Raw genomic sequence first — 22171 nt, forward strand, 5'->3', positions numbered from 1 at the left:
CGCCGACTTGGCGATGCAGCGGAAGGTGCCGACCAGGTTGATCTGGATGATCAGGTTGAAGGCGTCGAGCGGGAAGTGCTTGGTCTCGCCGGTCTGCTTGTCGCGGCTGGCGGTCTTGGCGGCGTTGCCGGTGCCGGCGCAGTTGACCAGGATCCGCTCCTGGCCGTGGGCGGCGCGGGCCTTGGCGAAGGCCGCGTCGACCTCCTCTTCCGACGTCACGTTGCACTTGCAGAAGACGCCGCCGACATCCTTGGCGACCGCCTCGCCCTTTTCCTCGTTCATGTCGAAGATCGCGACCTTGACGCCTTCCTTGGCGAGCGCGCGGACGGTGGCCTCGCCGAGGCCGGAAGCCCCGCCGGTGACGACGGCGGCGACGGAGGAGGAGAGTTTCATGGGCGTGGCGCTCCCGGCCTGGTGTTGGCTTGGTCCAGGGCTTTAGCCCCTCAGGATCCGACGAAAAAGCATCACCTTACGTAAAGGGAAAGCAATTCCGCCGAGCGGCCCAGCGCGCCTAGTCGACGGTGATCACCACCTTGCCCATGGCCTGGCGGCTGCCGAGGTGGGCGATGGCGGCCGCGCCGCGCTCCAGCGGGAATCGTTCGGAGACATGCGGCTTGATCTTGCCTTGGGCGTAGAGGGCCAGCAGGTCGTCGATGCTCTTGGCGAAGGCGGCTGGGTTCTTGGCGGTCCAGGAGCCCCAGAAGACGCCCACGATGTCACAGCCCTTCAGCAGGGCGAGGTTGAGCGGGATGCGCGGAATCTCGCCGGCCGCGAAGCCGATCACCAGGTAGCGGCCCTCCCAGGCGATGGCGCGCAGGGCGGGCTCGGCATAGTCGCCGCCGACCGCGTCATAGATCACGTCGAAGCCGTTCGGCCCGGCGGCGTCCTTGAACAGCGCGCCCAGCGCCTTCTGACCGTCCTTGTCGAAGGGGCCTCGGCCATAGACCACGCCGCTGTCTGCGCCGTGCTTGATGGCCAGGTCGACCTTCTCCTGGGTCGAGCAGGCGGCGATCACCTTGGCGCCCATGGCCTTGCCGAGTTCCACGGCCGAGAGGCCCACGCCGCCGGCGGCGCCCAGCACCAGCAGGGTCTCGCCGGGCTTCACGTGGCCGCGATCGGTGAGTGCATGCCAGGTGGTGCCGTAGGTCAGGATGAAGGCCGCGGCGTCATCGTGCGGCATGGAGTCCGGGATCTTCCACAGCCGGCTGGCGGGCAGCAGCACCTCCTCGGCCATGGCGCCCCAGCCGGTGTTGGCCAGGATGCGGTCGCCGGGCTTCACATTGGTCACGCCGTCGCCCACCGCCTTGACCACGCCGGAAAGCTCGCCGCCCGGCGCGAAGGGGCGTTCGGGCTTGAACTGGTATTTGTCCTCGATGATCAGCACGTCGGGGAAGTTGACGCCGATCGCCTTGACCGCGACCACCGCGTGGCCGGGCTTGGCCTCAGGGCTCGGCACGTCCTCCAGGACCAGGGTCTCCGGGCCGCCCACGGCCTTGCTCAACAGCGCCTTCATGTCCGCTCTCCCGGCCGGTCTCTTCTGGGTTGGCTTTTTCGAGTCGCGCGGACGCTAGCCCAGCCGAACGGATGTTTGAAGTCCGTTCCCCGGCCTCACTTCGCCAGGCGCTGGGCCGCGAGGGCTTTCTGGAGGTCGCCGGCCACCGCATCCTGAGCCGTGAGCATGCCCTGGGCCGTCTCGTCGTAACCGTGGCTCCAGACGATGAAGCCGTTGTCGGCGCGGATCAGGTTGGCGGTGAGGCGGAAGCCCTGACCCTGCGAATGGACGCTGCCGTCCACCACATAGTCGACGCCCAGGACCTTCGCCGCCTCAGCCGGCCGCAGGCGGCGCCCCCGGAGCGCCAGGGCCGCGCGGAAGCCGGGCGTGCGCAGGTGCGGGTCCTGGCCCAGCCGCGTCGCCAGCCGCTCGGTGAAGTCCTCGACCATCACCGTGTTGTCCATGCTGGCGGTCATGTCGAGGAAGACGAGGACGCCGACCGAGGTCGCGGCGGGGCGCTGGCTGACAGCGCGGCCATTGCAGTATGCGACGACGGCCGCGAGGCTCGCCAACGCCAGGATCAGTAGGACAAACCGCAACGGCATCCGCGGCTTCGAACGTTCGGCGACGGCGTCCGCATCCTCATCGGCCCACGGCTCGACCTTCGCCACCAGCCGGTAGCCGAGGCGCGGCACGGTGGCGATGTAGCGGGGCCGCTGGGGATCGTCGCCCAGCAGGCGGCGCAGCGTCGCCACCGCCTGGTAGACGGAATCCGGGGTCACGATCACCCCGGCCCAGACGCGATCCAGGAGGTCGTCGATGCTGACGGTCTCGCCGGCGTGCCCGGCGAGGTCCAGCAGCAGGCGCAGGGTCCTCGCCTCCAGGCGCTCCACCTGATCGCCACGTGAGATCAGCCCCGCCGTCGGGTCGACGCGCCAGTCGCCGATGCGGAGCTCGCCGCCTGGGATCATCTCGGAGTCGCCATCCGGACCGGTTGTCCCTTGCCGCCGCCCGGCTGGGAAGCGGCGCTTCAGAAGTCTTCAGAGCTTTTCAGGAAACCGCTCAGGACCCTTCAGTCCGGGCCAAGCTAGGCCGGGCGACGCATCTCCGCCACAGGACTCCCCGCCGCATGAAACCCGCCCTCCTGATCGCCGCCCTGCTCGCCATCGCCGGGCCGGCCCTGGCCCAGACCCCAAAGCCCGCCGCGGATCCGCAGCCGGGCCCCTTCGTGGATCCGGATCAGGTCCCGGCCGGGACCTATGTGCTGGACAGCAAGGAGGCGCTGGTCCGCTACACCACCATCCACATGGGCCTGACCGAGTTCTGGGGCACCTTCCCGAACGCCAGCGGGACGCTGACCATCGACCCCAAGAACCTCGCCGCCACCAAGGTGGACATCAAGGTCCCGGTGCTGAGCCTGGAGACCACCAACAAGGAGCTCAACGCCGAATTCATCTCCAGCGAGTTCTTCGACTTCGGGAAGTTCCGGACGATCCACTTCGTCTCGACGGGCGTGACACGCACGGGCCCGCGCACCGCCAAGATGACCGGCGACCTGACGGTCCATGGCGTGACCCGCCCGGTGACGTTCAACGTCACCTTCAACAACGCCGGGCCGAACAGCTTTTCGAAGGTGCTGACCCTGGGCTTCAAGGCCGAGGGCGTGGTCAAGCGCTCGGAATTCGGCCTGGGCAAATATGTGCCGATCGTCAGCGACGACACCACCATCACCATCAGCGCCGCGTTCGAACAGAAGGCCCCCGGCAAGGCGGGTTAGGCGCCCGCCTCAGAAGCGGTGCGAGATCCCGACGTAGACTTCCGCCGTCGGCGTGTCGTGGTTCAGGCCGAGGTTCACCCCGCCGTCGAGCTGGCTGTTCTTGCCGAACAGCTGGGCGGCGAAGAGGTCGAAGGTCGCCTGCTTGGTCACATGGCCGGGCGCGCCGTCGTTCTGGCCCCAGAGCTCGGCGCCCAGGGTGGTGTCGCCGAAGCCGCGGCTGATCGAGACCGTCGCGCTCTCGGCCGCATGGGTCCCCTTGCCGTCGTCGTTGCGGAAGATGTCGACCTGCGGCGTGAAGCCCAGCGAGAAGCCGGCCGGCAGCGGGGCCGACACCGGCGTGCGGAAGCCGCCGGTCCAGCCGCCCTGGCCCAGGCCGTGGGTGGCGGTGGGCGCGTTGACGTAGGGCTGCAGGGAGACCTGCGGCCCGTCCTTGGCGGGGTCGGTCAGCGAATAGCGCAGGCCGAAGGTGGCGTCGCCGGAGCCGGTCACCGAGCCTGAGCCGCGGACGCGGTCGACGATCAGCGGCGCCCAGGCAGCCTCGACTTCCAGGCGCGAGGTCAGGCCCGCCCGCAGTTCGGTGGCGCCATAGGCGGTGACGTCCTCGTGCTGGCCCGGCGCGTGGAGGAAGACCGCGTCGGCCAACGCGGTCTCGACCTGAAGGTGGCCCTCGTCGAGGATGCAGGGCGGCGTCGCCTTGCCCGGCCGGTCGGCGCAGAACGGGCGCAGGTCGTCGGCCCGGGCCGCGCTGGGGGTGGCGAAGGCCGCGGCCAGGAAGGCGGCGATCAGGATCGGGAGGGAGAGCAGGGTCAGGCGCATGAGCTGGGCTTTAGGCGATCACCGGTTGCGACACGGTAAATTGTGGGAATTCGCGCCGAGCGCCTATATTCCGCGCTCTCCAACCGGATGACCCTGCCTTGGGCGTGACCCTCGACCTTTCGCGCGGCGCTTCGACGCCTCTTGCGCCCGCCAAGCCCAATCTATGCGGCCTGACGCGGGCCGAGCTCGCCCAGGCGCTGGTCGAGGCCGACGTGGTGCGGCCCGAGAAGGCGAAGATGCGGGCCAGCCAGCTCTGGCGCTGGATCCATCACTATGGCGTCACCGACTTCACCGCCATGACCGACGTGGCCAAGGAGATGCGCGCGAGCCTCGCCGACGCCTTCAGCCTGGCCCGGCCGGAGATCGTGGAGCGGCAGGTCAGCCGCGACGGCACCCGCAAGTGGCTGATCCGCACCGCGCCCGGCATCGAGATCGAGACCGTCTACATCCCCGACGTCGGCCGCTCGGGCGCGCTCTGCGTGTCGTCCCAGGTGGGCTGCACGCTGAACTGCACCTTCTGCCATACCGGCACCCAGGCCCTGGTGCGCAACCTGACCGCCGCCGAGATCGTGGCCCAGGTGCAGGTGGCGCGCGACGACCTCTCCGAATGGCCCTCGCCGAAGGAGGACCGGCGGCTCTCCAACATCGTCTTCATGGGCATGGGCGAGCCGCTCTACAATCTGGACAACGTCGCCGCCGCCATCGACATCATCGCCGACGGCGAGGGCATCGCCATCTCGCGCCGGCGGATCACGGTGTCGACCTCGGGCGTGGTCCCGGAGCTAAAGGCGCTGGGCGAACGCACCCAGGCGATGCTGGCGATTTCGCTGCACGCCACCAACGACGCGTTGCGCGAGACGCTGGTCCCGCTCAACAAGAAATACCCGATCGCCGAGCTGATGGCCGGCATCCGCGCCTATCCGGGCCTGGCCAACACCAAGCGGGTGACCTTCGAGTACGTCATGCTGAAGGGCGTCAACGACAGCCCGGCCGAGGCGAAGGCCCTGGTGCAGCTGCTCAAGGGCATCCCGGCCAAGATCAACCTGATCCCCTTCAATCCCTGGCCGGGCAGCCCCTATGTGTGCTCGGACTGGAAGACCATCGAGGCCTTCGCCGCGATCCTGAACCGCGGCGGCTATGCGAGCCCGATCCGCACGCCGCGCGGCCGCGACATCCTGGCCGCCTGCGGCCAGCTGAAGAGCGAGAGCGAGAAGCTGCGGGCCAGCGCCCGGCGCAAGCTCACCAATTCATAGTCGTCACCCCCGCCCTGTGCCGGGGACCCATGAGCACCACCTTCGCACGCTGTCCTGCGGCGCTCGTGCGTATGGGTGGCCGGGACAGGCCCGGCCATGACGATTGATGGTTGGCGCTGCGGCGCATGCTATCGAGGTCGCGCATCCACGGAGCGGTCCTGCCCATGCCGACCACCCTGCAGTCGCCCGAGATCCAGGCCTTCGCCGCGGGCTTCCCGATCACCCTGCTGCACGCCGGCGTGACGGTGGCCATACTGTTCGCCGCCGCGGCGCTCTACGTCCTTTTGACCCCGCACAAGGAGATCACCCTGATCCGCGAGGGCAATACCGCCGCGGCGGTGTCGCTCTCCGGCGTGCTGGTGGGCCTGGCCATACCGCTGGCCATATCGCTCAAGGCGTCGACGGGTCTGGTGGACCTGACGCTGTGGGGCGTGGCGATCACCCTGGTGCAGCTGCTGGTCTTCCGGCTGGTGGATTTCATCCTGCACGGCCTGCCCCGGCGTATCCAGGACGGCGAGATGGCCGCAGCGGCCATGCTGGTCGGGGCCAAGGTCGCCACCGCGCTGATCCTGGCCGCGGCGGTCTCCGGTTGAGGATCGAACTGCGGCCGCCATGCACTTTCCACGCTTACCCGACTGGTTGATCTACGCCGCCGTGGTGGTGGCGTTGCTGATCGCCGCGATCGGGCGGCAGGAACGCACCGATGCGCCGCCGGCCCCGCCCACCACCGAGGCCGAGGGCGCGGTGCTGGCCGCCGCCTCGCCCTTCGATCCGGCGGTGGTGGTGCAGGTCGCCGACAAGGTCGAGCCGGGCGCCGGCACCGCCTTCTCGGTGGCCCAGTCCGGGGTCTGGGTGACCGCGCGCCACGTGGTGGAGGGCTGCGCCCAGGCGGCGATCGTCGTGGGGCCGGGCCGCGGGGTGGCGGCCAACGTCAAGATCGACCCGCAGGCCGAGACCGCGATCCTGACCACTGACGGCGGGGCGCCGCCCCTGCCGCTGGCGCTGGGCCTGCGGCTGCGTCGCGGCGAGCGGGCCTTCCACATGGGCTTCCCGCAGGGCAAGCCGGGCGAGGCGAGCTCGCGCCTGCTGGGCCGCGAGAACCTCGTGGTCCAGGGCCGTGGCGCGCGCACCGAGCCGGTGCTGGTCTGGGCCGAGACCGGCCGCACCGACGGCCTGAAGGGGACCCTGGGCGGCCTCTCCGGCGCCCCTGCGCTGGACGATCAGGGCCGGGTGTTGGGCGTGACCATCGCCGAGGCCCCGCGCCGGGGCCGGATCTACACCACCGCGCCGGAGACCACGGCGCGCGCGCTGGCCGCCGAGGCGGGGCTGGCGGCCGGCGCGGCGGGCGAGGCGGTCAATGCCGACAACTACGGCCGCGTCGCCGACGACCTGCGCCGCAACCTGCGCGTGGCGCAGGTGGTGTGCCTGACGACCTAGCGTGGCGGATCAGGCGGGGGCGGCCTTCGCCCGGGCGTCGCGCCGCGCCAGCAGCAGGACCAGCAGGATCGGCGGGATTGCGGTGAGCCCCGTGCCGATCCAGGCGGTGGCGTAGGCGCCCATCAGGCCTTGGCTGTGCGACAGCCCGTCGACCACCTGGCCCGAGAAGCCCTTCAGGAACTTGCCAAGGAAGGCGTAGGTCGAGGACAGCAGCGCGTATTGGGTGGCGGTGTAGCCCAGGCCCGTAAGGCTCGACATGTAGGCGATCAGCGCCACGCCCGCGAAGGACTGCGCGAACTGGTCCAGGGCCATGACCCCGGTGAACAGGGCAAGGTCATGGTTGATGGTCAGCAAGGCGAAGGAGGCGGTGCCCAGGCCCTGCAGGACCGAGCCGGTGATCAGCGTCCGGAACAAGCCGAAGCGCACCGCGAACAGGCCCGAGGCGGCGGTGCCGACGAAGGCCCCGAACAGGCCGGTCGGGAACCGCACAGCCGCCACGGCGTCCTTCGAGAACCCCAGGTCGTGATAGAAGGGGTTGTACATCGGCCCCATCAGGAAGTCGGGCAGGCGGTAGGCGGCGATGGCCACCAGCATCAAGAGGCCCAGGCCCTTGTGGGTGGCGAAGAAGTCCACGAACGGGCCCACCACGGCATCGACGAATCCGCGCGGAGTCCACAGCGGCGCCTTGGCCTGCATCACCGCCTCGGCGCGGGCTGGCTCGAAGGCGAGCAGGCTTGCGGCGACGCCGATCCCCATGAGCGCCGCCATGGCGATGTAGGAAGGCGGCCATCCGAAGTGCTGGGCGCCGGCGATGATGGCGGCGTCGGCGATGATGATCGCGACGCGATAGCCGATATTGGCGGCCGCGGTGAGCAGGCCGATCTCGTCAGGTCCGTCCGACGCCTCGATCCGCCAGGCGTCGATGACGATGTCCTGGGTGGCCGAGGCGAAGGCCACGATCACGGCGAAGGTGACAATCGTCGCCAGCCCCGCTGTGGGCCCCGTCAAGGCCATGGCGACCAGGCCCGCGGCGACGATGAGCTGGGCGAGCAGCATCCAGCCCCGCCGCCGCCCGAGCCGCCCCAGCAGGGGCACGTCCACGCGGTCGACGACCGGCGACCACAGCGGCTTCAGCACATAGGCGAGGCCTGCCCAGGAGGCGAAGCCGATCAGCTTCAGGCTGGTCCCCTCGTCGCGCAGCCAGTAGCCGAGGGTGTTCTGGGTGAGCAGGAACGGCAGGCCGGAGGCGAAGCCCAGCGCCAGCATCACCGCCACCTTGGGCCGGCGCAGCTCGCGCAGCACATCCATGGCCGTGCGCTTCTTGCGGGGCGGATGGCTCCCGGCGGCGGTGGTCATGCGCGGCCTCCCCGATGGGAGCGCGCGCTCCCGACTCAGCCGACCTTGGCGCGCCGCAGGGTCTCCGTCCAGCCGACACCAGTCCAGCGGGTGAGGGTGGCGCGCAGCGCGTCCGGCGACATCGGCTTGACCAGGAAGTCGTTCATCCCGGCCGCCAGGCAGGCGTGGCGGTCGTCCTCGAAGGCGTTGGCGGTGAGCGCAACGATCGGGGTCTCGACCCCCATGGCGCGCAACGCGCGGGCGGCTTCCACGCCGGTCATGCCCGGCATGCGCATGTCCATCAGGATCAGGTCGTAGGCGCCGACCTTCACGGCCGCCAGGGCCTCCTCGCCGCCGCTGGCGTGGTCGATGGCGCAGCCTTCGCGGGTCAGCAGGGCGCGGGCCAGTAGCGCGTTGATCGGATTGTCCTCGACCAGCAGCACCCGCTTGCCCGGGGCCGCGGCGGTGGCGATGCGCTCGTCCTCCGGGCCGGCGGCCACGTCCTGGTCGGCGCCGGCGGCGATCAGCACCCGCTCGGCCAGCGAGGCGCGGCGCAGCGGCTTGATCAGGTAGCCGGCGAAGCCCGCGCGGCGATAGCGCCCGATCAGCGCCCGTTCCTCAGGCGAAAGCAGGATGATGGAGCGGCGCTCCGGCGGGCGGCGCAGCAGGCGCGCGCCCGGCGCCAGCGCATGGTCCACCAGGATCACGTCGCCGAACCGCGTGTGCGCCATCAGGTCGTCGAGGTCGGCCGCGACGACGGGCGCGCCGCCGCAGGCCTCGATCTGCTGGGCCGCGGCCTCGCGGACGATGGGATTGGGCGAGATGATCCCCACCTTGCGGCCGCCAAGGTCGGCCGCGGCCGCCGCCTCGCCGGCCGGCCGGAACCCAGCCTCCAGCCAGAAGCGCGCGCCGCCGCCCGGGCGGTCCTCGACGCCGACCTCGCCGTCCATGGCCAGCGCCAGGCGCCGGGCGATGGCCAGGCCGAGCCCCGCGCCGCCCATGTGGGCGTGGGCCGGATCGGCCTGGGCGAAGGCTTCGAAGATGCGTTCCTGCTGGTCGGCCGAGACGCCGGGGCCGGTGTCGTCGACGGCGAAGCGCAGGGCGCCGCCCTCGGTGCGGCGGGCGGCGATCAGCACCCCGCCGGCCTCGGTGAATTTCACGGCGTTGCCGGCGAAATTGAGCAGCACCTGGCGCAGGCGGCCCTCGTCGGCGCGCACTAGGCCGATGCCGGCCGGCGCGGACCAGGCGATCTCGACGCCCTTTTCCCGCGCCCTGGGCGAAAGGAGCTCGCAGACGCCGCGCAGCAGGCCTTCGACATCGACGTCGGTGAGGTGCAGGTCCACCTTGCCGGCGCCCAGCTTGGCGAAATCGAGCACGTCGTTGACCAGGGTGAGCAGGTGCTCGCCCGAGTCGCGGATCGCCGCGGCATAGGCGCGCTGCTCGGCGGTGAGCCGGGTGCCTTCCAGCAGGCGCGACATGCCCAGCACGCCGTTCAGGGGCGTGCGGAACTCGTGACTCAGCGAGGCGAGCTGCTCGGCGCTGATCTGCGCGCGGCGCGGCCGGCGCTCGGCCAGCGGCCGGGGCCGACGCTTCGTGGGCTTCGGCGCAATAAGGGGCGGCGGTCTCCGCATGGCGCCCCAGATAGCCGCCAACGCCTTAACGGCCCGTCAAACGGCGCCGCTTGATGCAACCATCTCGCGAGCCAGGGACAGCAGGGCGGCGCGGGCGCGAGGGTCGGGGATGGCGTTGAACGCCTGCAGCATCTCCAGCGCCCCGGGCCGCGACAGCGCGCGGAACACGTCTTCGTCGTCCTCGCGCCCGGAGGCTTCCTCGCCCACCAGCCAGGCGATGGAGGTGTTCAGCACCTGTGCGGCGACCAGCAGGGTGGAGGCGGCGACACGATTCGCCCCGCGCTCGTACTTCTGGACCTGCTGGAAGGACACCCCCAGCCGCTCGGCCAGGTCGCTCTGCGAAAGGCCGAGCTGACGGCGCCGCGTGCGCAGCCGCGCGCCGATGAACAGCTCGGTCTGCACGGACCGGCCTGGGTCATGCCCGCCTGGGTCTGGTGTGTCCATTCGGCGCCTCCGGTGCGGCCTAGTGTAGCCGATCGATCACATAACCTCGTGTCAAAGTAGACGGACGCCGCAAGTCATCGTTTACTGTGGGCCTGATGCCGACGCGCGATGCGACATTTGAAGACGCTATCGGGCTGCTCACGCCGCGTGAGCGTGAATGCCTGCGCCTGGTCGACCAGCATCTCTCGTCCAAGCAGATCGCCCGCGAACTGGGGATGTCGAAGACTTCGGTCGACACCTACTGCGACCGCGCGCGGCGAAAGCTGGGCGTCGAGGACCGCTACGCCGCCGCCCGCATGGCCCGGCAGCTCGACGCGGACGGGCTGCAAGGGGGCGGGAGCGCCGCCGTTAACCATGTCCTGACCGGATCAGGACAGGACGCGATCAGGACAGACGCCGCCGTTAACCTCTGGCCGGATGGGCCGGCAACAGAGGGGATGGCCCATGGGCGACTGGCAGAACTTCGACAACCGCGCGGTGATCGGCAAGGCGTTGCGCCTTCGCCGGGAGATCGACGACTTCGAGGCCCGCTGGCCGACCCCGGCGGCCCGGGAGGAAACCCTCCCGACCTTCACCTGGGCGCAGCTGGAGCGGCAGTTGGCCGATCTGGCGGCGACCCCGGCGCAAGCCAAGATGGCCACGCACCTGGTGTCTGGCGCTCGGAAGCTGGCGGCGTTCAAACCCCCGGAGATGGTCCTGCGGGAGATCCTCTGCATGACCTGGGTGCTGCTCGACGAGAACTTCAAGGGCGAGCCCGAGGCTGGTTCGAACGAAATGATCTGAGTATCCCGGTCCGGTTGGCGTTGATCGTCGGCATCGCCGTGATCACCGTCCTGGCTTTCGGGGGCATGCTTGCAGGGCTCCACGCCCTGGAAGACCTCGGCCGGATCTGATCCCAAGCCTGTTCCAGATTTTTCGTCCGGCCAGACTTTTTCGTCCGGTCTGAACGGAACCGAAACCATAGCTCCCTTAGACACCGAGGCGCACGCCATTGCTGGCGGACGCAGGAGACAGCTCATGCTCAAGCAACGCCGTATGGTCGCCGAACAAGTCGCCGGCGCCCTGTTCGAAGCCGAAACCGCCATCGACGAGGCCATCTCCAAGACCGCCGCCCTCACCGGCGCCATGCCGGCCCTGCGCAAGCAGGTCGGCGCCTCGGCGCTGATCGGCCAGGACGCCCTGGAGCGCGCCAGCCAGGCCATCGCCGCCCTCGCCGAGGCGCGCCGCGCCATCGTCGAGACCCACAAGGAACTCTCCGTCGTCCAGACCCAGATCGGCCTGGGCGCGGTGACGATGAGCGACCCGGGCGGCACCGGCAAACCGCCGTCGATGTCGGCGGATGAGGCGCGCGAGCAACCCACTCGCCGGGCTCTTCGGGCCGTGCGCGCCGCCTAAATTTCATTCCGCTTGATCAAGCGGTCTGGCAAGTTGGACCCTCGGCCTTCGCCGGGGGTCTTTGCTTTTGCAATCGCAACACTTCGCCCTGCCACCCTGGGCTGGATTGGCGATCATGATCGTCATCTGCGGCGGCGCGCTCTGGAAGGGTAGCCGCGAAGAGCAGACCGCGGCGGGCGGCGTCCTGCTGAGCGTCCTGGTCACCGTCATGCTGCGGGACCCCAAATGGGCTGGCACGCAGTGGGGCGCCTTCGGTTCGGATCTCGGGCTGCTGATCCTTCTCGTCGCGATCGCGCTGCGGACTCCCAAGTTCTGGCCGCTGTTCGCGGCGGCGTTCCAGCTCCTCTGCGTCGTCACCCATATCGCCCGGGTCGTCGATCCGGGGGTTCGGGCCTGGGCCTACGCGACGGCCCAAGTGATCTGGACCCAGTGGGTGTTGTTCGCCATCGGGGTCGGGACCTTCAACAACTGGCGGCGTAACCGTCAGCTCGCGACGAGCGCGCCGCCGACTGCAACGCCCGGCGCGACGCGGCGGTAGATCAGGGCTTCGGCCACGTGGACGCGGCGCACCGCGTCCGAGCCTTCCAGATCGGCGATGGTGCGGGCGAGCCGCAGGGTCCGCGTCCAGCCGCGGGCGGTGAGGCCGCCCTGCTCGGCGGCGCGGGTGAGCAGGGCCCGGGCCGGCTCGTCGAGGCCGCAGATGGTATCCAGCCATTCGCCCTCGGCGCGGGCGTTGAGCGCCTCGGCGCCGTCACCCGCCGAAGCGGCGCGCTCCGCCTGGACGCCTCGGGCTTCCGTGACCCGGGCGGCGGCCTCGGCGGTGCCCTCGGCCGGCGGCGGCAGGGCCAGGTCCGCGGCGGTGACCGGCGGGACCTCCACCTGCAGGTCGATGCGGTCCATTAAGGGGCCGGAGATGCGGCCCTGATAGTCGCTCTGGCAGCGCGGCGCGCGCCCGCATGCGCCGCGGCCCGGCCCGCCCAGGCCGCAGCGGCATGCGTGCGTTGCTTTTTTACTCCCCGGTGTTCCCCTGCAGCTTTCGGCCGAAAAGCCCGAACTGGCGCGGGACCGGCGGGACGATCTCGGCGCGCACCTGCGCCGCAGGCGTCACGAGCTGGGCCTGAAGCAAGTTCAGGTAGCAGAGCGGTTGGGCGCGAACGAGTGGTCGGTGATTGGCTGGGAGCGGAAGGGCCGGAAGCCATCCGTTGAGCACTACCCCGCGATCATCCGCTTCCTGGGATATGAGCCCTGGCCCGAACCCCGGACGCTCGCGGAGGCCCTGATCGCGGAGCGTCGCCGCCGAGGCCTAGCGATTTGCGCCGCTGCGGCGGCCATGGGCGTGGATGAAGGTACATGGGGCCGGTGGGAAAAGGGCGAGTGGAAGCCGACCAGCCGCACACTGCCAATGATCGATGCGTTCCTCGGCCTTCCTACCGTCACGCGGTTCCCCGGCCAAATTCGCTAGGCGAGCTTTGCCTTGACGCAACCCGCGCGCGAGCGCGTGCTGTGGCAACGCTTGAGATCGGGAGGGATCATGCGGATCAAGACGATGATGGCGCTTGTGCTGGTGGCGCTCGCCGGTTTTGGTGTAGCGGACGCGCGCGGTAGCCATTCGAGCGGCACCCATTCGAGCAGTTCGCACAGCCACAGCAGTTCCGGATCGTACGGGCACAGCAGCAGCCACTACTACACGAACGTCAGCGGCCACCGCGTTCATCGGCCCGTCCATGCACGCTCGGCCCCGCACGGCGCGTCGGCGCGCTGCGGCGATGGCTCCTATAGCTTCAGCGAACACCACCAAGGAACCTGTTCGCACCACGGCGGCGTCTCAACGTGGATGCACTGAGCCACAAGTCGTACCTGGGCATTTGAGGGCGGAACGAACCGCCCGTTAGCCAACTATTGCTACGCTGCTAAGGCCGAGTGGTGGAGGTTAGTCATGGCAACGGTAGTTTGGGCTGCCCTCGCCGTCGTCGCGGCGCTTCTCGCGTTCTGGTTCGGCCGCGCATACCGACGCGCCATCGGCGATCAGGTGGTGTTGGCGAACTTCCTGATGGAAGTCCTCACGAGCGACCGGGAACGGTCCAGCCAGAAGGCCAACTTCCTCAGTTTCGTGCTGAAGTCGCACTATCCGAGCGCCGATGTGCTGGCCGGCATGTGCGCCATCTATCCAACCCCGCATGGCTTCGGTTGGGCCGTCTTCGCGGGACCTCTTGAGCACCTCGCCCACCGCCGAGTTACCGAGTACCGGCATCAGACTGAGCGGTGTGTGCGGCGCTTGGACAAGGTACTCGGGCACTTTCGACCGAGCGTGGTCGTGTTCCCCGAAACTGACCCTGAGACGACGCGCCGCCATCACGACACTCATGCACTCAGCAAGGCCTTGCAGATGATCCCCGACCCCGACGAGGCGCCCGTTCGCGTGCTGGTCCATGAACTGTTCGCCGAGCATGGGAAGATCAAGCGCGTCGCCCGCATCCTCAACGAGCGCGGCTACCGGACCCGCAGGGGTGCAGCGTTCACCGACACCACCATCGCGCGGCTCCTGGAAGACCCCACGGCCAAGGGCGTCCACCGCGTGAACTACACCCGCACCGACGATCGCAAGGGCGCCTGGGTGCACAAGCCGGAGAGCGAGTGGGTGTACCAGTCGGTGCCCGCGATCATCAGCGATGAGCTGTGGGACCGCTGCGCGAGCCGTCAAAAGCAGATCGCGCCGGGCCGCGGGGCAGTGCACCTCTTCGCCGGCTTCGCGTACTGCGCATGCGGCCAGAAAATGTACGTCTGGGCCAACTCGCCCAAATACATCTGCTCGGCCTGCCGGAACAAAATCCCGGTCGACGATCTCGAAGAGGTCTTCCGTGCGCAGCTCTCGCAGTTCCTGCTGTCTCCTTCGGAGATCGCTGCGCACGCGCAAGCCGCGAGCGAGGCAGTGCGGGAGAAGGAGGCGCTCGTTCAGAGCGTCGAGGCGGACCTGAAGAAGGCCTCTGGCGAGAGCGACAAGCTCTATGCCCTCTACATGGCGGATGGCATCACCAAGGAAGAGTTCGCCCGCGCACACCGGCCGGTTGTGGAGCGGCGCAGCCAGCTTGAGGACGAGCTGCCGCGCCTCGAAGCGGAATTGGACTTCCTCAAGATCGGAATCGTCTCGCGCGAAGCGGCCCTATCGGACGCCCGAGACCTTGCGAGCCGGTGGGGCTCCCTGCCGTTTCCGGAGAAACGGCAGATCATCGAAACGATCACCGACCGCGTCGTGATCGGCAAAGGCGAAGTCGATATCACCCTGCTCTATACGCCTTCGGCAATACCTGCTGGAAAGGCAACGCACGCTCAGGGGTTCATCGCGGCCACCAGCTGGAAGCGGGCTGGATAGCGGATGTGGGCGTTGGCGCGGGCCACCACCACCTCACCGGTCTCCAGCGGCTGGCGCAGGCTGTCCAGCGCCTGGGCGCTGAACTCCGGCAGCTCGTCGAGGAACAGCACCCCGTTGTGCGCCAGGCTGACCTCGCCGGGCTTGGCCTTCAGGCCGCCGCCGGTCAGCGCCGCCATGCTGGCCGAATGGTGCGGCGTGCGGAACGGCCGCGCCGGGGTCAGCTCGCCCTTGGCGATCAGGCCGGCCACCGAGTGGATCATCGAGGTTTCGAGCAGTTCGGAGGGCGTGAGCGGCGGCAACAGGCCGGGCAGGCGGGCGGCCATCATCGACTTGCCGGAGCCCGGCGGGCCCACGAAGGCCAGGTTGTGGCCGCCGGCCGCGGCGATCTCCAGCGCCCGCTTGGCGTTCTCCTGGCCCTTCACCTCGCGCAGGTCGGGTTGCCGCTCGGGTTCGCGCATGGGGCCGGGCTTGGGCTCGCCCAGCACCTGGGTCCCGCGGAAGTGGTTGACCAGCGCGATCAGCGAAGGCGCGGCCAGCACCCGCGTCCCGCCGGCCCAGGCCGCCTCCGGTCCGCAGGCCTCCGGGCAGATCAGCCCCAGGCCCATGCCGCCGGCCGCCACCGAGGCCGGGAGCGCGCCGGCCACCTGCACGATGCGGCCGTCAAGCGAAAGCTCGCCGATCGCCGCCCAGTCGCCGAGCGCGTCCGGCGGGACCACGCCCATCGCCGCCATCACCGCCAGCGCGATCGGCAGGTCGTAGTGGCTGCCGCTCTTCGGCAGGTCGGCGGGCGCCAGGTTGGCGACGATCCGCCGGCGAGGCATGGCCAGGCCGATGCCGGCGAAGGCCGCCCGCACCCGCTCGCGGCTTTCCGCCACCGCCTTGTCGCCCAGGCCCACGAGGATGAAGTGCTGCTCGCCGCCGGTGAGCTGCACCTCCACGTCCACCCGGCGCGCCTCGACGCCTTCGAACGCCACCGTGACGATGCGCGCGGCCATGCCGTCCCCCGCGAACCCCTAGACGAAACCCACCCGCCCGCGCGGATTTGGCAGCAGGCGGCAGTTATCCACAGAGCACACCACGCGGTTGCGCCCAGATCAAGAACAAAAATAGAACTTATGGGGAAGATGAGACGTTTCCGTGACTTGGAACAACGTCTTGCACAAACAGCCTAGGCCGTGGCGCGAAGGGTTTCAATCCGCTTCCAGAGGGCCTCGGTGGCGTCGATCCCGCTGAAGGTCTTCAGCGACACCGCGCCGGTCGGCGAGGTGACGTTGATCTCGGTCAGGTAGTCGCCGATCACGTCGATGCCGACGAACAGCAGGCCGCGGGCCTTCAGCTCGGGCCCGATGGCCTCGCAGATCTCGCGGTCGCGAGCGGTGAGTTCCACCGGCTCCGGCGTGCCGCCCACCGCCATGTTGGAGCGGATCTGGCCCTTCTGCGGCACGCGGTTGATGGCCCCCACCGCTTCGCCGTCGACCAGCAGGATGCGCTTGTCGCCCTTGGTCACGGCCGGCAGGAACTTCTGCACGATCACCGGCTCGCGGACGATCTGGGCGTGCAGCTCCAGCAGCGTCCCAAGGTTCGGATCGTCCGCCAGGTGGCGGGTGACGCCCGAGCCGCCCTTGCCGTTCAGCGGCTTCAGCACGATGTCGCCATGGCGGGTGCGGAAGTCGGCGATGGCGGCCGGGTCCTCGGTGATCAGGGTCGGCGGCTGCAGGCCGGGAAAGCGGGTGACGAACAGCTTCTCCGGCGCATTCCTCACCGAGACCGGGTCGTTGACCACCAGGGTCTTCGGATGCACCGCCTCGAGGAAGAAGGTGGTGTCGATGTAGTGCATGTCGAACGGCGGGTCCTGGCGCAGCAGGATCACGTCGAAGTCGCTGAGGTCGACCTGGCGATGGTCCCCGGCGGCGTGGTGATCGCCGACCACCCGCTGCACCGTCACGTCGCGGCCGCGGGCGAACACCCGGCCGTCTTCCATGGCCAGCGTGTCGGGCGTGTAGACGAACAGGCTGTGACCCCGCGCCTGGGCGGTCTCCATCATCAGGAAGGTGGTGTCGCCCTTGATGTTGACCCGCTCGATGGGGTCCATCTGCACCGCGACCTTGAGGGACATGCGTGGGCTCCGGCGACCTGCTCGGTCACGCACATAGGGCCAGCGAACCGGAAGCGCCAGACGGACCGTGCTCATCCGTCCGAGGCGCGCAACGGGGGGGCCGGCCTAAAGGGAACCACGGAAGACACGGACCACACGGAACGGAGGCCCGCGCCGGCGGGCGCCTTTCCCTTGTTCGTGTGCATTCGTGCGGGTTCGTGGTCGGTCTTGCGACGCGAGCGGCGATGGGCGCCCTGCAGGATCTGGAACCACGAACCCACACGAACACGCTTATCCGGCTCGCGTCCGTGTATTCCGTGGTTCGATTGCGCCTTCGGCGCTGTCGCGGTGTCGGCGAGGACTGGCTGGGGATGGCGGCCACGCCGGATCGGCGTTATGGGCGTCGGATGACCTTTCGCGACGCGCTGACGGGCTTCCTGGGGCGCCTGCTGCGGCTCATAGCCCTGGGGCTGCTGGTGATGATCGGGGCCGTGGTGCTGGTCCTGGACCTTCACGCGCCCGGATGGACCCTGTTCGCGTGGTTCTTCGTGGTCTGCTGCCTTGGCTCGCTGCTGGAATGGCTGGAGCGGCGCGGTCCAAAAGATCGGCGTCGTTGACGGGCTGATCGGCCGGCCGATTGCGCCACCTCCCGCTGTTGGGCTGGGAGGGCGCGAAACTTCAGTTCAACTGCAGCCGCACCCGCTCGCGCTGAGCCCGGGCGGCGAGCGCCGCGCCGCCGTCGAGCTCGGTCGCCCGCGCTAGGGCTTCCAGGGAGCCGGCGAGCGCGCCCTGGCCCTCGCGGGCGGCGGCGACGTCCAGCCAGGGGCGGTGGTCCTTGGGGTCGAGCAGGGCGCGGCGGAGCGCGGCGCGTTCGGCGCGGGGGAAGTCGCGGGCCTGGCTGGCGCGGGCGTAGATGTTGTTCTGCAGCCGCATCAGCACGGCGCGGTCGCTCACCGGCGCCATCAGCCGGTCCAGCCGGTCGGCGACGTTGGGGGTGAGGCCCGCGTGCAGGGCGCGCCGCGTCAGTTCGGACGGCAGCACCACCCGGCCCTCGGAGAACGGGTCCAGCGCCAGCGGCCCCTCCTCGGTCTCGATGCGCAGCAGGAAGTGGCCGGGGAAGTCGACGCCCTGCACCGTCAGGGCGCACAGGCGCGCGGCGTGCAGGTAGAAGATGCCCAGCGTCACCGGCAGCCCCTTGCGCCGCTCGGCGACGGCGATGATGTCGGCGTTGTCGGGATCCTCGTAGCTCAACAGGTCGCCGGCCAGCCGCAGGTCGCCGGCCATGGCCTCGGCGATCGCCTCCTCGGGGCTCTCCTGCTTCAGCCGCTGGGCCAGGCGCTCGACCCCGACGGCGGCGAGGTCGCGGGCCAGCTGGGGGTCGCGCCCCGAGTCCTCATGGATGGCGCAGGCGACCGCGGCTTCCATCAGCGGGAAGTCGCCGTCATCCAGGGCGCCCGCCTCGGTGAGCGCCGTCTCAGCCTCGTCGCGGCCCATGGTCTCCCGTCAATCCCCCTTCCAGGCGTCGGGAATATGCCGGGGAAGCTTTCCGGGCGCGAGGGCTATGAGGTCGAGGCGGATGGTCGCGCCGGCCAGCTGCGGCCGGCCGGCGGCGACAGCGGCCCCGGCGCGGCGCAGCCGCTCGCGCTGGTCGAAGGTCACGGTCTCCAGGGCGGCGAGCAGGCTGGTCCGGCGCTTCACCTCCACCACGGCGAGGACGCCGCCGCGTTGGGCCAAAAGGTCGATCTCCGCCTGGCGGGTCTTCAGCCGGAAGCCCAGGATGCGGTAGCCCTTGGCCATCAACAGCAGGGCCGCCAGCACCTCGGCGCGCCGGCCGGCCTTGCGTCCCTCCGCGCCGCGGGCGGCGCGAGCGGCGGTGCGGGCCTCGGCGCGGCTCATTTGCCCCCTCTTGTTTGGCCAGCCCTCATCGCCATGGCCCGCTGGTAGACGTCGCGGCGCGACAGGCCGAGCGCCTTGGCGACCTCGGCGGCGGCCTCGGCCGGGCGCAGGCGGGTCAGCGCATCGGCAAGCGCCGCATCCACGTCGGCGGCGCTGGCCTCGGCCTCGCGGCCGGGGCCGACCAGGATCACGATCTCGCCCTTGGGATCGGACAACCGCGGATCGGCGGCGAGGTCGCTCAAGGGCCCGCGGTAGAGGGTCTCGTAGAGCTTGGTGAGCTCGCGGGCGACCACGGCCTCGCGCTCGCCGCCCAGGACGGCGGCCATGTCCGCCAGGCTCGCGGCCAGACGCGAGCCGCCCTCGAAGAACACCAGGGTGGCGCGGATCGGCGCCAGGTCTTCCAGGGCGGTGCGCCGCGCGGCCGACTTCGGCGGCAGGAAGCCCGCGAACAGGAAGCGGTCGGTGGGCAGGCCGGCGGCCGACAGCCCGGCCAGCAGCGCCGAGGCGCCGGGGACTGGGATCACCGGGAAACCCGCCGCGGCGGCCTCGCGCACCAGCCTGAAACCGGGGTCGGAGACCAGCGGCGTGCCGGCGTCGGAGACCAGGGCCACGCGCTGGCCCTGCGCCAGCGCCGCCATCGCCTTGGGCCGCGAGCGTTCGGCGCCGTGCTCGTCGTAGCGTTCGAGCGGCTTCTTCGGCAGCCCATAGGCGCCGAGCAGCTTGGCCGCGACACGGGTGTCCTCGGCGAGCACCAGGTCGGCGGCGGCCAGCACGTCGAGGGCGCGAAGGGTGATGTCGCGCAGGTTGCCGATCGGTGTAGCCACGACGTAGAGGCCGCTCGCCAGGGGCGCGTCGTCCAGGGCGGGTGGCGGCGGGCGTTCGGCCATGGCGGAGGCTTCGCCGGTTGGCGGGGCGATGGCAATCCCAAAGCGTGTCATCCCGGTTTCGGCGGAGCCGGAGACCGGGACCCATGTACGCAGCCCCCCGAGGATTGCTGTAGCCTTGCCGCCGCGAACTCTCTGGCGCCTCGGTATTCATGGGTCCCGGACATGCCGCTTCGCGTCATTCCGGGATGACATTTGGAGGAAGCGGGCAGGCTGCGGCTTAGTTCTCATGGCATCAAGCCCGTTTCCACCATGAGAAGTAAGGCGCGGTGGCGTTGGGTAACGCCTCGCAGGACTAGAGCGCGAGTTGCGTCGTCAGCCGATCCAGCACCAGCCGTCCCGCAGGCGTGGGCCGCAACCGCTGCGGGTCGTCGGCGAGCAAGCCGAGGTCGACGAGATCGGCGATCTTCTGAGAGGGAATTTCCAGCACCGCCACCTCAGCCAGCGCCACGCCCTCTCTGATCCGCAGGCCGCTCAGCAACCGCTCCTGCGCCGCTTCTCGTGCATCCAGGGTCTCGCGGCTGGCAAAGCCCACGCCTGTCTCCGCCACGCGGGCGATGTAGTCGGCCGCCTTGGGCGCGGCATAGGTCGCCTGCCGCGCGCCATCGAGCGTCAGCCGCCCGTGGGCGCCGGGGCCTGCGCCGACGTAGTCCTGCCCCTGCCAGTAGATCAGGTTGTGGTGCGAGCGGGCGGTCTCGCCCCGGGCGTGGTTGGAGACCTCGTAGGCCTCGAAGCCGGCGGCCTCCAGCACGCGCTGGGTCGTGTCATAGAGCGCAGCCCCGGTTTCGGCGTCGGGCGGGACCAGGGTCCCGCGGCGCACCGCGCGGTCGAAAGCGGTGCCGGCTTCGATGGTGAGCTGGTAGGGCGAGATATGCTCCGCGCCCAGGTCGATGGCGCGGGCGAGTTCGTCCGCCCAGGCGGCCGGCGTCTGGTGGGGGCGAGCGTAGATCAGGTCCAGCGACAGGCGCGGGAAGGCGCGGGCGGCGGCCTGGGCGGCGCGCAGGCCCGTGGCGGCGTCGTGATTGCGGCCGAGGCCCTTCAGCGCCGCGTCGTCCAGCGCCTGAAGGCCCAGCGACAGGCGATTCACGCCGGCGTCCGCGAAGGCCGCGAAGCGGGCCGCCTCGGCGTCGGTGGGATTGGCCTCCAGGGTGACTTCCAGATCCGCGGCGGGCGACCAGAGCCGCCGGGTCTCAGCGATCATCTCGCCCGCCCAGGCCGGGTCCATCAGCGAGGGCGTGCCGCCGCCCAGGAAGATCGAGGCTAGGTCGCGCGGCCCGGTCAGCGCCCGCTGCGCGGCGAGGTCGGCGACAATGGCGCGGGCCAGGGCCACGGGCTCGTCGCCGCCTTTGGCCTTGGCGACGTTGAAGTCGCAATAGGGGCAGATGCGCGCGCAGTAGGGCCAGTGGATGTAGACGCCCAATTTGGGCGCAGGCGTCGTCACAAGAGCGCGGCCTTCAGCTTGGCGAAGGCCCGCGCGCGATGGCTCATGGCGTCCTTCGCGGCCGGGTCCATTTCGCCGAAGGTGAGGTCCAGGTTCTCGGGGACGAAAATCGGGTCGTAGCCGAAGCCCTTGTCGCCGCGCGGCGGGAAGGTCAGCGACCCGTCCACCCGGCCTTCCACGACCACCGCCGGCCCGCCCGGCCAGGCGACCGCCAGCGCGCTGGTGAACCAGGCGCCTCGATCCTGCGAGCCGGTCTCCTCGATGCGCTCCTCGACCTTCCGCATGGCCATGGCGAAGTCCCTGGCGGGGCCGGCCCAGCGGGCGGAATAGATGCCGGGCGCTCCGTCGAGCGCGGCTGCCGACAGACCGGAGTCGTCGGCGAGCGCGACCAGACCCGAGGCTTCGGCCGCCGCGCGGGCCTTCAGCAATGCGTTGCCGACGAAGCTGGTTTCCGTCTCGTCCGGCTCGGGCAGGCCCAGCTCGCCGGCGCTGACCAGCCGGAAGCGGTTCTCCAGGATCTCGGCGAGTTCGCGCGCCTTGCCGGGATTGTGGGTCGCGACCACCAGCCTGGTCCCGGGCTCCAGCTTCAGCGCCATGGATTCACCACTCCTTCACCGGCGGCGGACCATAGACCCGCCTCGCTGTGTTGCATTGCGAAAGTTTAATATCGTTACTCCCTATTAATTTGATCGCTAATCGATGCGGTCATATTGAATAGCGGCATCGGGACGACGTGTTGTCCCATCCATCACGCTGCAACGCAGCATAAACCAAAGAAGGAGCCGACCATGTTCGCGACCATGCTGAAGACGTTCGACCGGGCTCAGATGAGCCTGCTGATGGTTCTGGCGGTCACGCCGATCCTGACTGTCGCCGCCGCCGCTTCGTTCCACTAGGCTCTGCGC

24 protein-coding genes and 3 pseudogenes are annotated in these 22171 nt (G+C 70.0%); 12 read left to right on the plus strand and 15 right to left on the minus strand.

Going from position 1 to position 22171, the window contains the following annotated elements; genetic code table 11:
- From VGL85_RS01150 to VGL85_RS01160, 3 genes are all read right to left on the minus strand, one after another.
- Positions 1 to 393, minus strand: a 393-nt coding sequence (locus tag VGL85_RS01150; RefSeq protein WP_331585140.1) for an SDR family NAD(P)-dependent oxidoreductase, incomplete at its 3' end; no start/stop codon positions are given.
- Between the two features lie 118 nt (positions 394 to 511).
- Positions 512 to 1513 carry an NADPH:quinone oxidoreductase family protein gene (locus VGL85_RS01155; RefSeq protein WP_331585142.1) on the minus strand — a complete coding sequence of 334 codons (1002 nt, stop codon included), beginning with the start codon at positions 1511 to 1513 and terminating at the stop codon, positions 512 to 514.
- A 95-nt stretch (positions 1514 to 1608) separates the two neighbouring features.
- Positions 1609 to 2463 carry a winged helix-turn-helix domain-containing protein gene (locus VGL85_RS01160; protein WP_331585144.1) on the minus strand — a complete coding sequence of 285 codons (855 nt, stop codon included), beginning with the start codon at positions 2461 to 2463 and terminating at the stop codon, positions 1609 to 1611.
- 158 nt (positions 2464 to 2621) lie between these two features.
- On the opposite strand from VGL85_RS01160, the gene VGL85_RS01165 reads away from it, so the two are divergent.
- Positions 2622 to 3269: a YceI family protein gene (locus tag VGL85_RS01165; protein WP_331585146.1), complete on the plus strand. Its 648-nt coding sequence runs from the start codon at positions 2622 to 2624 to the stop codon at positions 3267 to 3269.
- 9 nt (positions 3270 to 3278) lie between these two features.
- Here the strand turns inward: VGL85_RS01165 and VGL85_RS01170 are convergent, their stop codons facing one another.
- On the minus strand, positions 3279 to 4085 hold the full coding sequence (locus tag VGL85_RS01170) for a transporter (protein ID WP_331585149.1): 807 nt from the start codon (positions 4083 to 4085) through the stop codon (positions 3279 to 3281).
- Positions 4086 to 4183: 98 nt separating this feature from the next.
- Here VGL85_RS01170 and rlmN point away from each other — a divergent pair, with 98 nt between their 5' ends.
- The 3 genes from rlmN (at position 4184) to VGL85_RS01185 (ending at position 6775) form a co-directional block, all read left to right on the plus strand.
- Positions 4184 to 5338: a 23S rRNA (adenine(2503)-C(2))-methyltransferase RlmN gene (gene rlmN / locus VGL85_RS01175; protein ID WP_331585151.1), complete on the plus strand. Its 1155-nt coding sequence runs from the start codon at positions 4184 to 4186 to the stop codon at positions 5336 to 5338.
- Positions 5339 to 5502: 164 nt separating this feature from the next.
- Positions 5503 to 5931 carry a DUF350 domain-containing protein gene (locus tag VGL85_RS01180; RefSeq protein WP_331585153.1) on the plus strand — a complete coding sequence of 143 codons (429 nt, stop codon included), beginning with the start codon at positions 5503 to 5505 and terminating at the stop codon, positions 5929 to 5931.
- A gap of 19 nt (positions 5932 to 5950) precedes the next feature.
- Positions 5951 to 6775 carry a serine protease gene (locus tag VGL85_RS01185; protein WP_331585155.1) on the plus strand — a complete coding sequence of 275 codons (825 nt, stop codon included), beginning with the start codon at positions 5951 to 5953 and terminating at the stop codon, positions 6773 to 6775.
- A gap of 9 nt (positions 6776 to 6784) precedes the next feature.
- On the opposite strand, the gene VGL85_RS01190 is transcribed toward VGL85_RS01185, so the two are convergent.
- From VGL85_RS01190 to VGL85_RS01200, 3 genes are read right to left on the minus strand one after another with little or no spacing between them, the layout of a single operon-like run.
- Positions 6785 to 8131: an AmpG family muropeptide MFS transporter gene (locus VGL85_RS01190; protein WP_331585157.1), complete on the minus strand. Its 1347-nt coding sequence runs from the start codon at positions 8129 to 8131 to the stop codon at positions 6785 to 6787.
- Positions 8132 to 8166: 35 nt separating this feature from the next.
- Complete coding sequence (locus VGL85_RS01195; protein ID WP_331585159.1) at positions 8167 to 9741, minus strand: response regulator; 1575 nt, start codon at positions 9739 to 9741, stop codon at positions 8167 to 8169.
- Positions 9742 to 9777: 36 nt separating this feature from the next.
- Positions 9778 to 10185 carry a helix-turn-helix transcriptional regulator gene (locus VGL85_RS01200; protein ID WP_331585161.1) on the minus strand — a complete coding sequence of 136 codons (408 nt, stop codon included), beginning with the start codon at positions 10183 to 10185 and terminating at the stop codon, positions 9778 to 9780.
- Positions 10186 to 10280: 95 nt separating this feature from the next.
- Between VGL85_RS01200 and VGL85_RS22115 the strand changes: the two are divergent.
- The 4 genes and pseudogenes from VGL85_RS22115 to VGL85_RS01215 all read left to right on the plus strand — a co-directional run.
- Positions 10281 to 10475, plus strand: a pseudogene (locus tag VGL85_RS22115) (response regulator transcription factor); the annotation flags it as partial.
- Between the two features lie 154 nt (positions 10476 to 10629).
- Positions 10630 to 10968: a hypothetical protein gene (locus VGL85_RS01205; RefSeq protein ID WP_331585163.1), complete on the plus strand. Its 339-nt coding sequence runs from the start codon at positions 10630 to 10632 to the stop codon at positions 10966 to 10968.
- A 234-nt stretch (positions 10969 to 11202) separates the two neighbouring features.
- Positions 11203 to 11580, plus strand: a complete 378-nt coding sequence (locus VGL85_RS01210; protein WP_331585165.1) for a hypothetical protein — start codon at positions 11203 to 11205, stop codon at positions 11578 to 11580.
- Positions 11581 to 11695: 115 nt separating this feature from the next.
- The gene (locus VGL85_RS01215) at positions 11696 to 12118 is read left to right on the plus strand and encodes a hypothetical protein (protein WP_331585167.1); all 423 of its coding nucleotides are present in this window, start codon (positions 11696 to 11698) and stop codon (positions 12116 to 12118) included.
- Here the strand turns inward: VGL85_RS01215 and VGL85_RS01220 are convergent.
- Positions 12064 to 12585, minus strand: a pseudogene (locus VGL85_RS01220) (ATP-binding protein); the annotation flags it as partial. The gene VGL85_RS01215 and the pseudogene VGL85_RS01220 sit on opposite strands and share 55 nt — an antisense overlap.
- A 49-nt stretch (positions 12586 to 12634) precedes the next feature.
- Between VGL85_RS01220 and VGL85_RS22120 the strand changes: the two are divergent.
- From VGL85_RS22120 to VGL85_RS01230, 3 genes are all read left to right on the plus strand, one after another.
- On the plus strand, positions 12635 to 13042 hold the full coding sequence (locus VGL85_RS22120; RefSeq protein ID WP_414695147.1) for a helix-turn-helix domain-containing protein: 408 nt from the start codon (positions 12635 to 12637) through the stop codon (positions 13040 to 13042).
- A gap of 69 nt (positions 13043 to 13111) precedes the next feature.
- A complete protein-coding gene (locus tag VGL85_RS01225) occupies positions 13112 to 13423 on the plus strand; it encodes a DUF3761 domain-containing protein (protein WP_331585169.1) in 312 nt (103 codons plus the stop codon).
- Between the two features lie 543 nt (positions 13424 to 13966).
- The gene (locus tag VGL85_RS01230) at positions 13967 to 14950 is read left to right on the plus strand and encodes a recombinase family protein (protein ID WP_331585205.1); all 984 of its coding nucleotides are present in this window, start codon (positions 13967 to 13969) and stop codon (positions 14948 to 14950) included.
- Here VGL85_RS01230 and VGL85_RS01235 read toward each other — a convergent pair.
- Positions 14911 to 15945 (minus strand): annotated as a pseudogene (locus VGL85_RS01235) (YifB family Mg chelatase-like AAA ATPase); the annotation flags it as partial. The gene VGL85_RS01230 and the pseudogene VGL85_RS01235 overlap by 40 nt on opposite strands.
- Before the next feature lie 173 nt (positions 15946 to 16118).
- Positions 16119 to 17066, minus strand: a complete 948-nt coding sequence (gene gshB / locus VGL85_RS01240) for a glutathione synthase (protein ID WP_331585171.1) — start codon at positions 17064 to 17066, stop codon at positions 16119 to 16121.
- Between the two features lie 224 nt (positions 17067 to 17290).
- Here gshB and VGL85_RS01245 point away from each other — a divergent pair, with 224 nt between their 5' ends.
- Complete coding sequence (locus tag VGL85_RS01245) at positions 17291 to 17662, plus strand: hypothetical protein (RefSeq protein WP_331585173.1); 372 nt, start codon at positions 17291 to 17293, stop codon at positions 17660 to 17662.
- Positions 17663 to 17723: 61 nt separating this feature from the next.
- Here VGL85_RS01245 and VGL85_RS01250 read toward each other — a convergent pair whose 3' ends face one another.
- The 5 genes from VGL85_RS01250 to rdgB all read right to left on the minus strand — a co-directional run bounded on the left by VGL85_RS01250 (position 17724) and on the right by rdgB (position 21862).
- Positions 17724 to 18539, minus strand: coding sequence for a SirB1 family protein (locus VGL85_RS01250; RefSeq protein ID WP_331585175.1), 816 nt, complete (start codon positions 18537 to 18539; stop codon positions 17724 to 17726).
- 9 nt (positions 18540 to 18548) lie between these two features.
- Positions 18549 to 18941 (minus strand): YraN family protein, encoded by a 393-nt coding sequence (locus VGL85_RS01255; RefSeq protein WP_331585177.1) that lies wholly within the window; start codon positions 18939 to 18941, stop codon positions 18549 to 18551.
- Positions 18938 to 19828, minus strand: coding sequence for a 16S rRNA (cytidine(1402)-2'-O)-methyltransferase (gene rsmI, locus VGL85_RS01260; RefSeq protein WP_331585178.1), 891 nt, complete (start codon positions 19826 to 19828; stop codon positions 18938 to 18940). Before rsmI ends, VGL85_RS01255 begins: the two co-directional genes overlap by 4 nt.
- A 292-nt stretch (positions 19829 to 20120) precedes the next feature.
- Entirely contained in the window at positions 20121 to 21266 is a 1146-nt protein-coding gene (hemW, locus tag VGL85_RS01265) for a radical SAM family heme chaperone HemW (protein ID WP_331585180.1), read from the minus strand.
- Complete coding sequence (rdgB, locus tag VGL85_RS01270) at positions 21263 to 21862, minus strand: RdgB/HAM1 family non-canonical purine NTP pyrophosphatase (protein ID WP_331585182.1); 600 nt, start codon at positions 21860 to 21862, stop codon at positions 21263 to 21265. The genes hemW and rdgB overlap by 4 nt, the downstream gene beginning before the upstream one ends.
- Positions 21863 to 22171: the final 309 nt, after the last annotated feature.

Source organism: Phenylobacterium sp. (genome assembly GCF_036501465.1).
Lineage (GTDB): Bacteria > Pseudomonadota > Alphaproteobacteria > Caulobacterales > Caulobacteraceae > Phenylobacterium.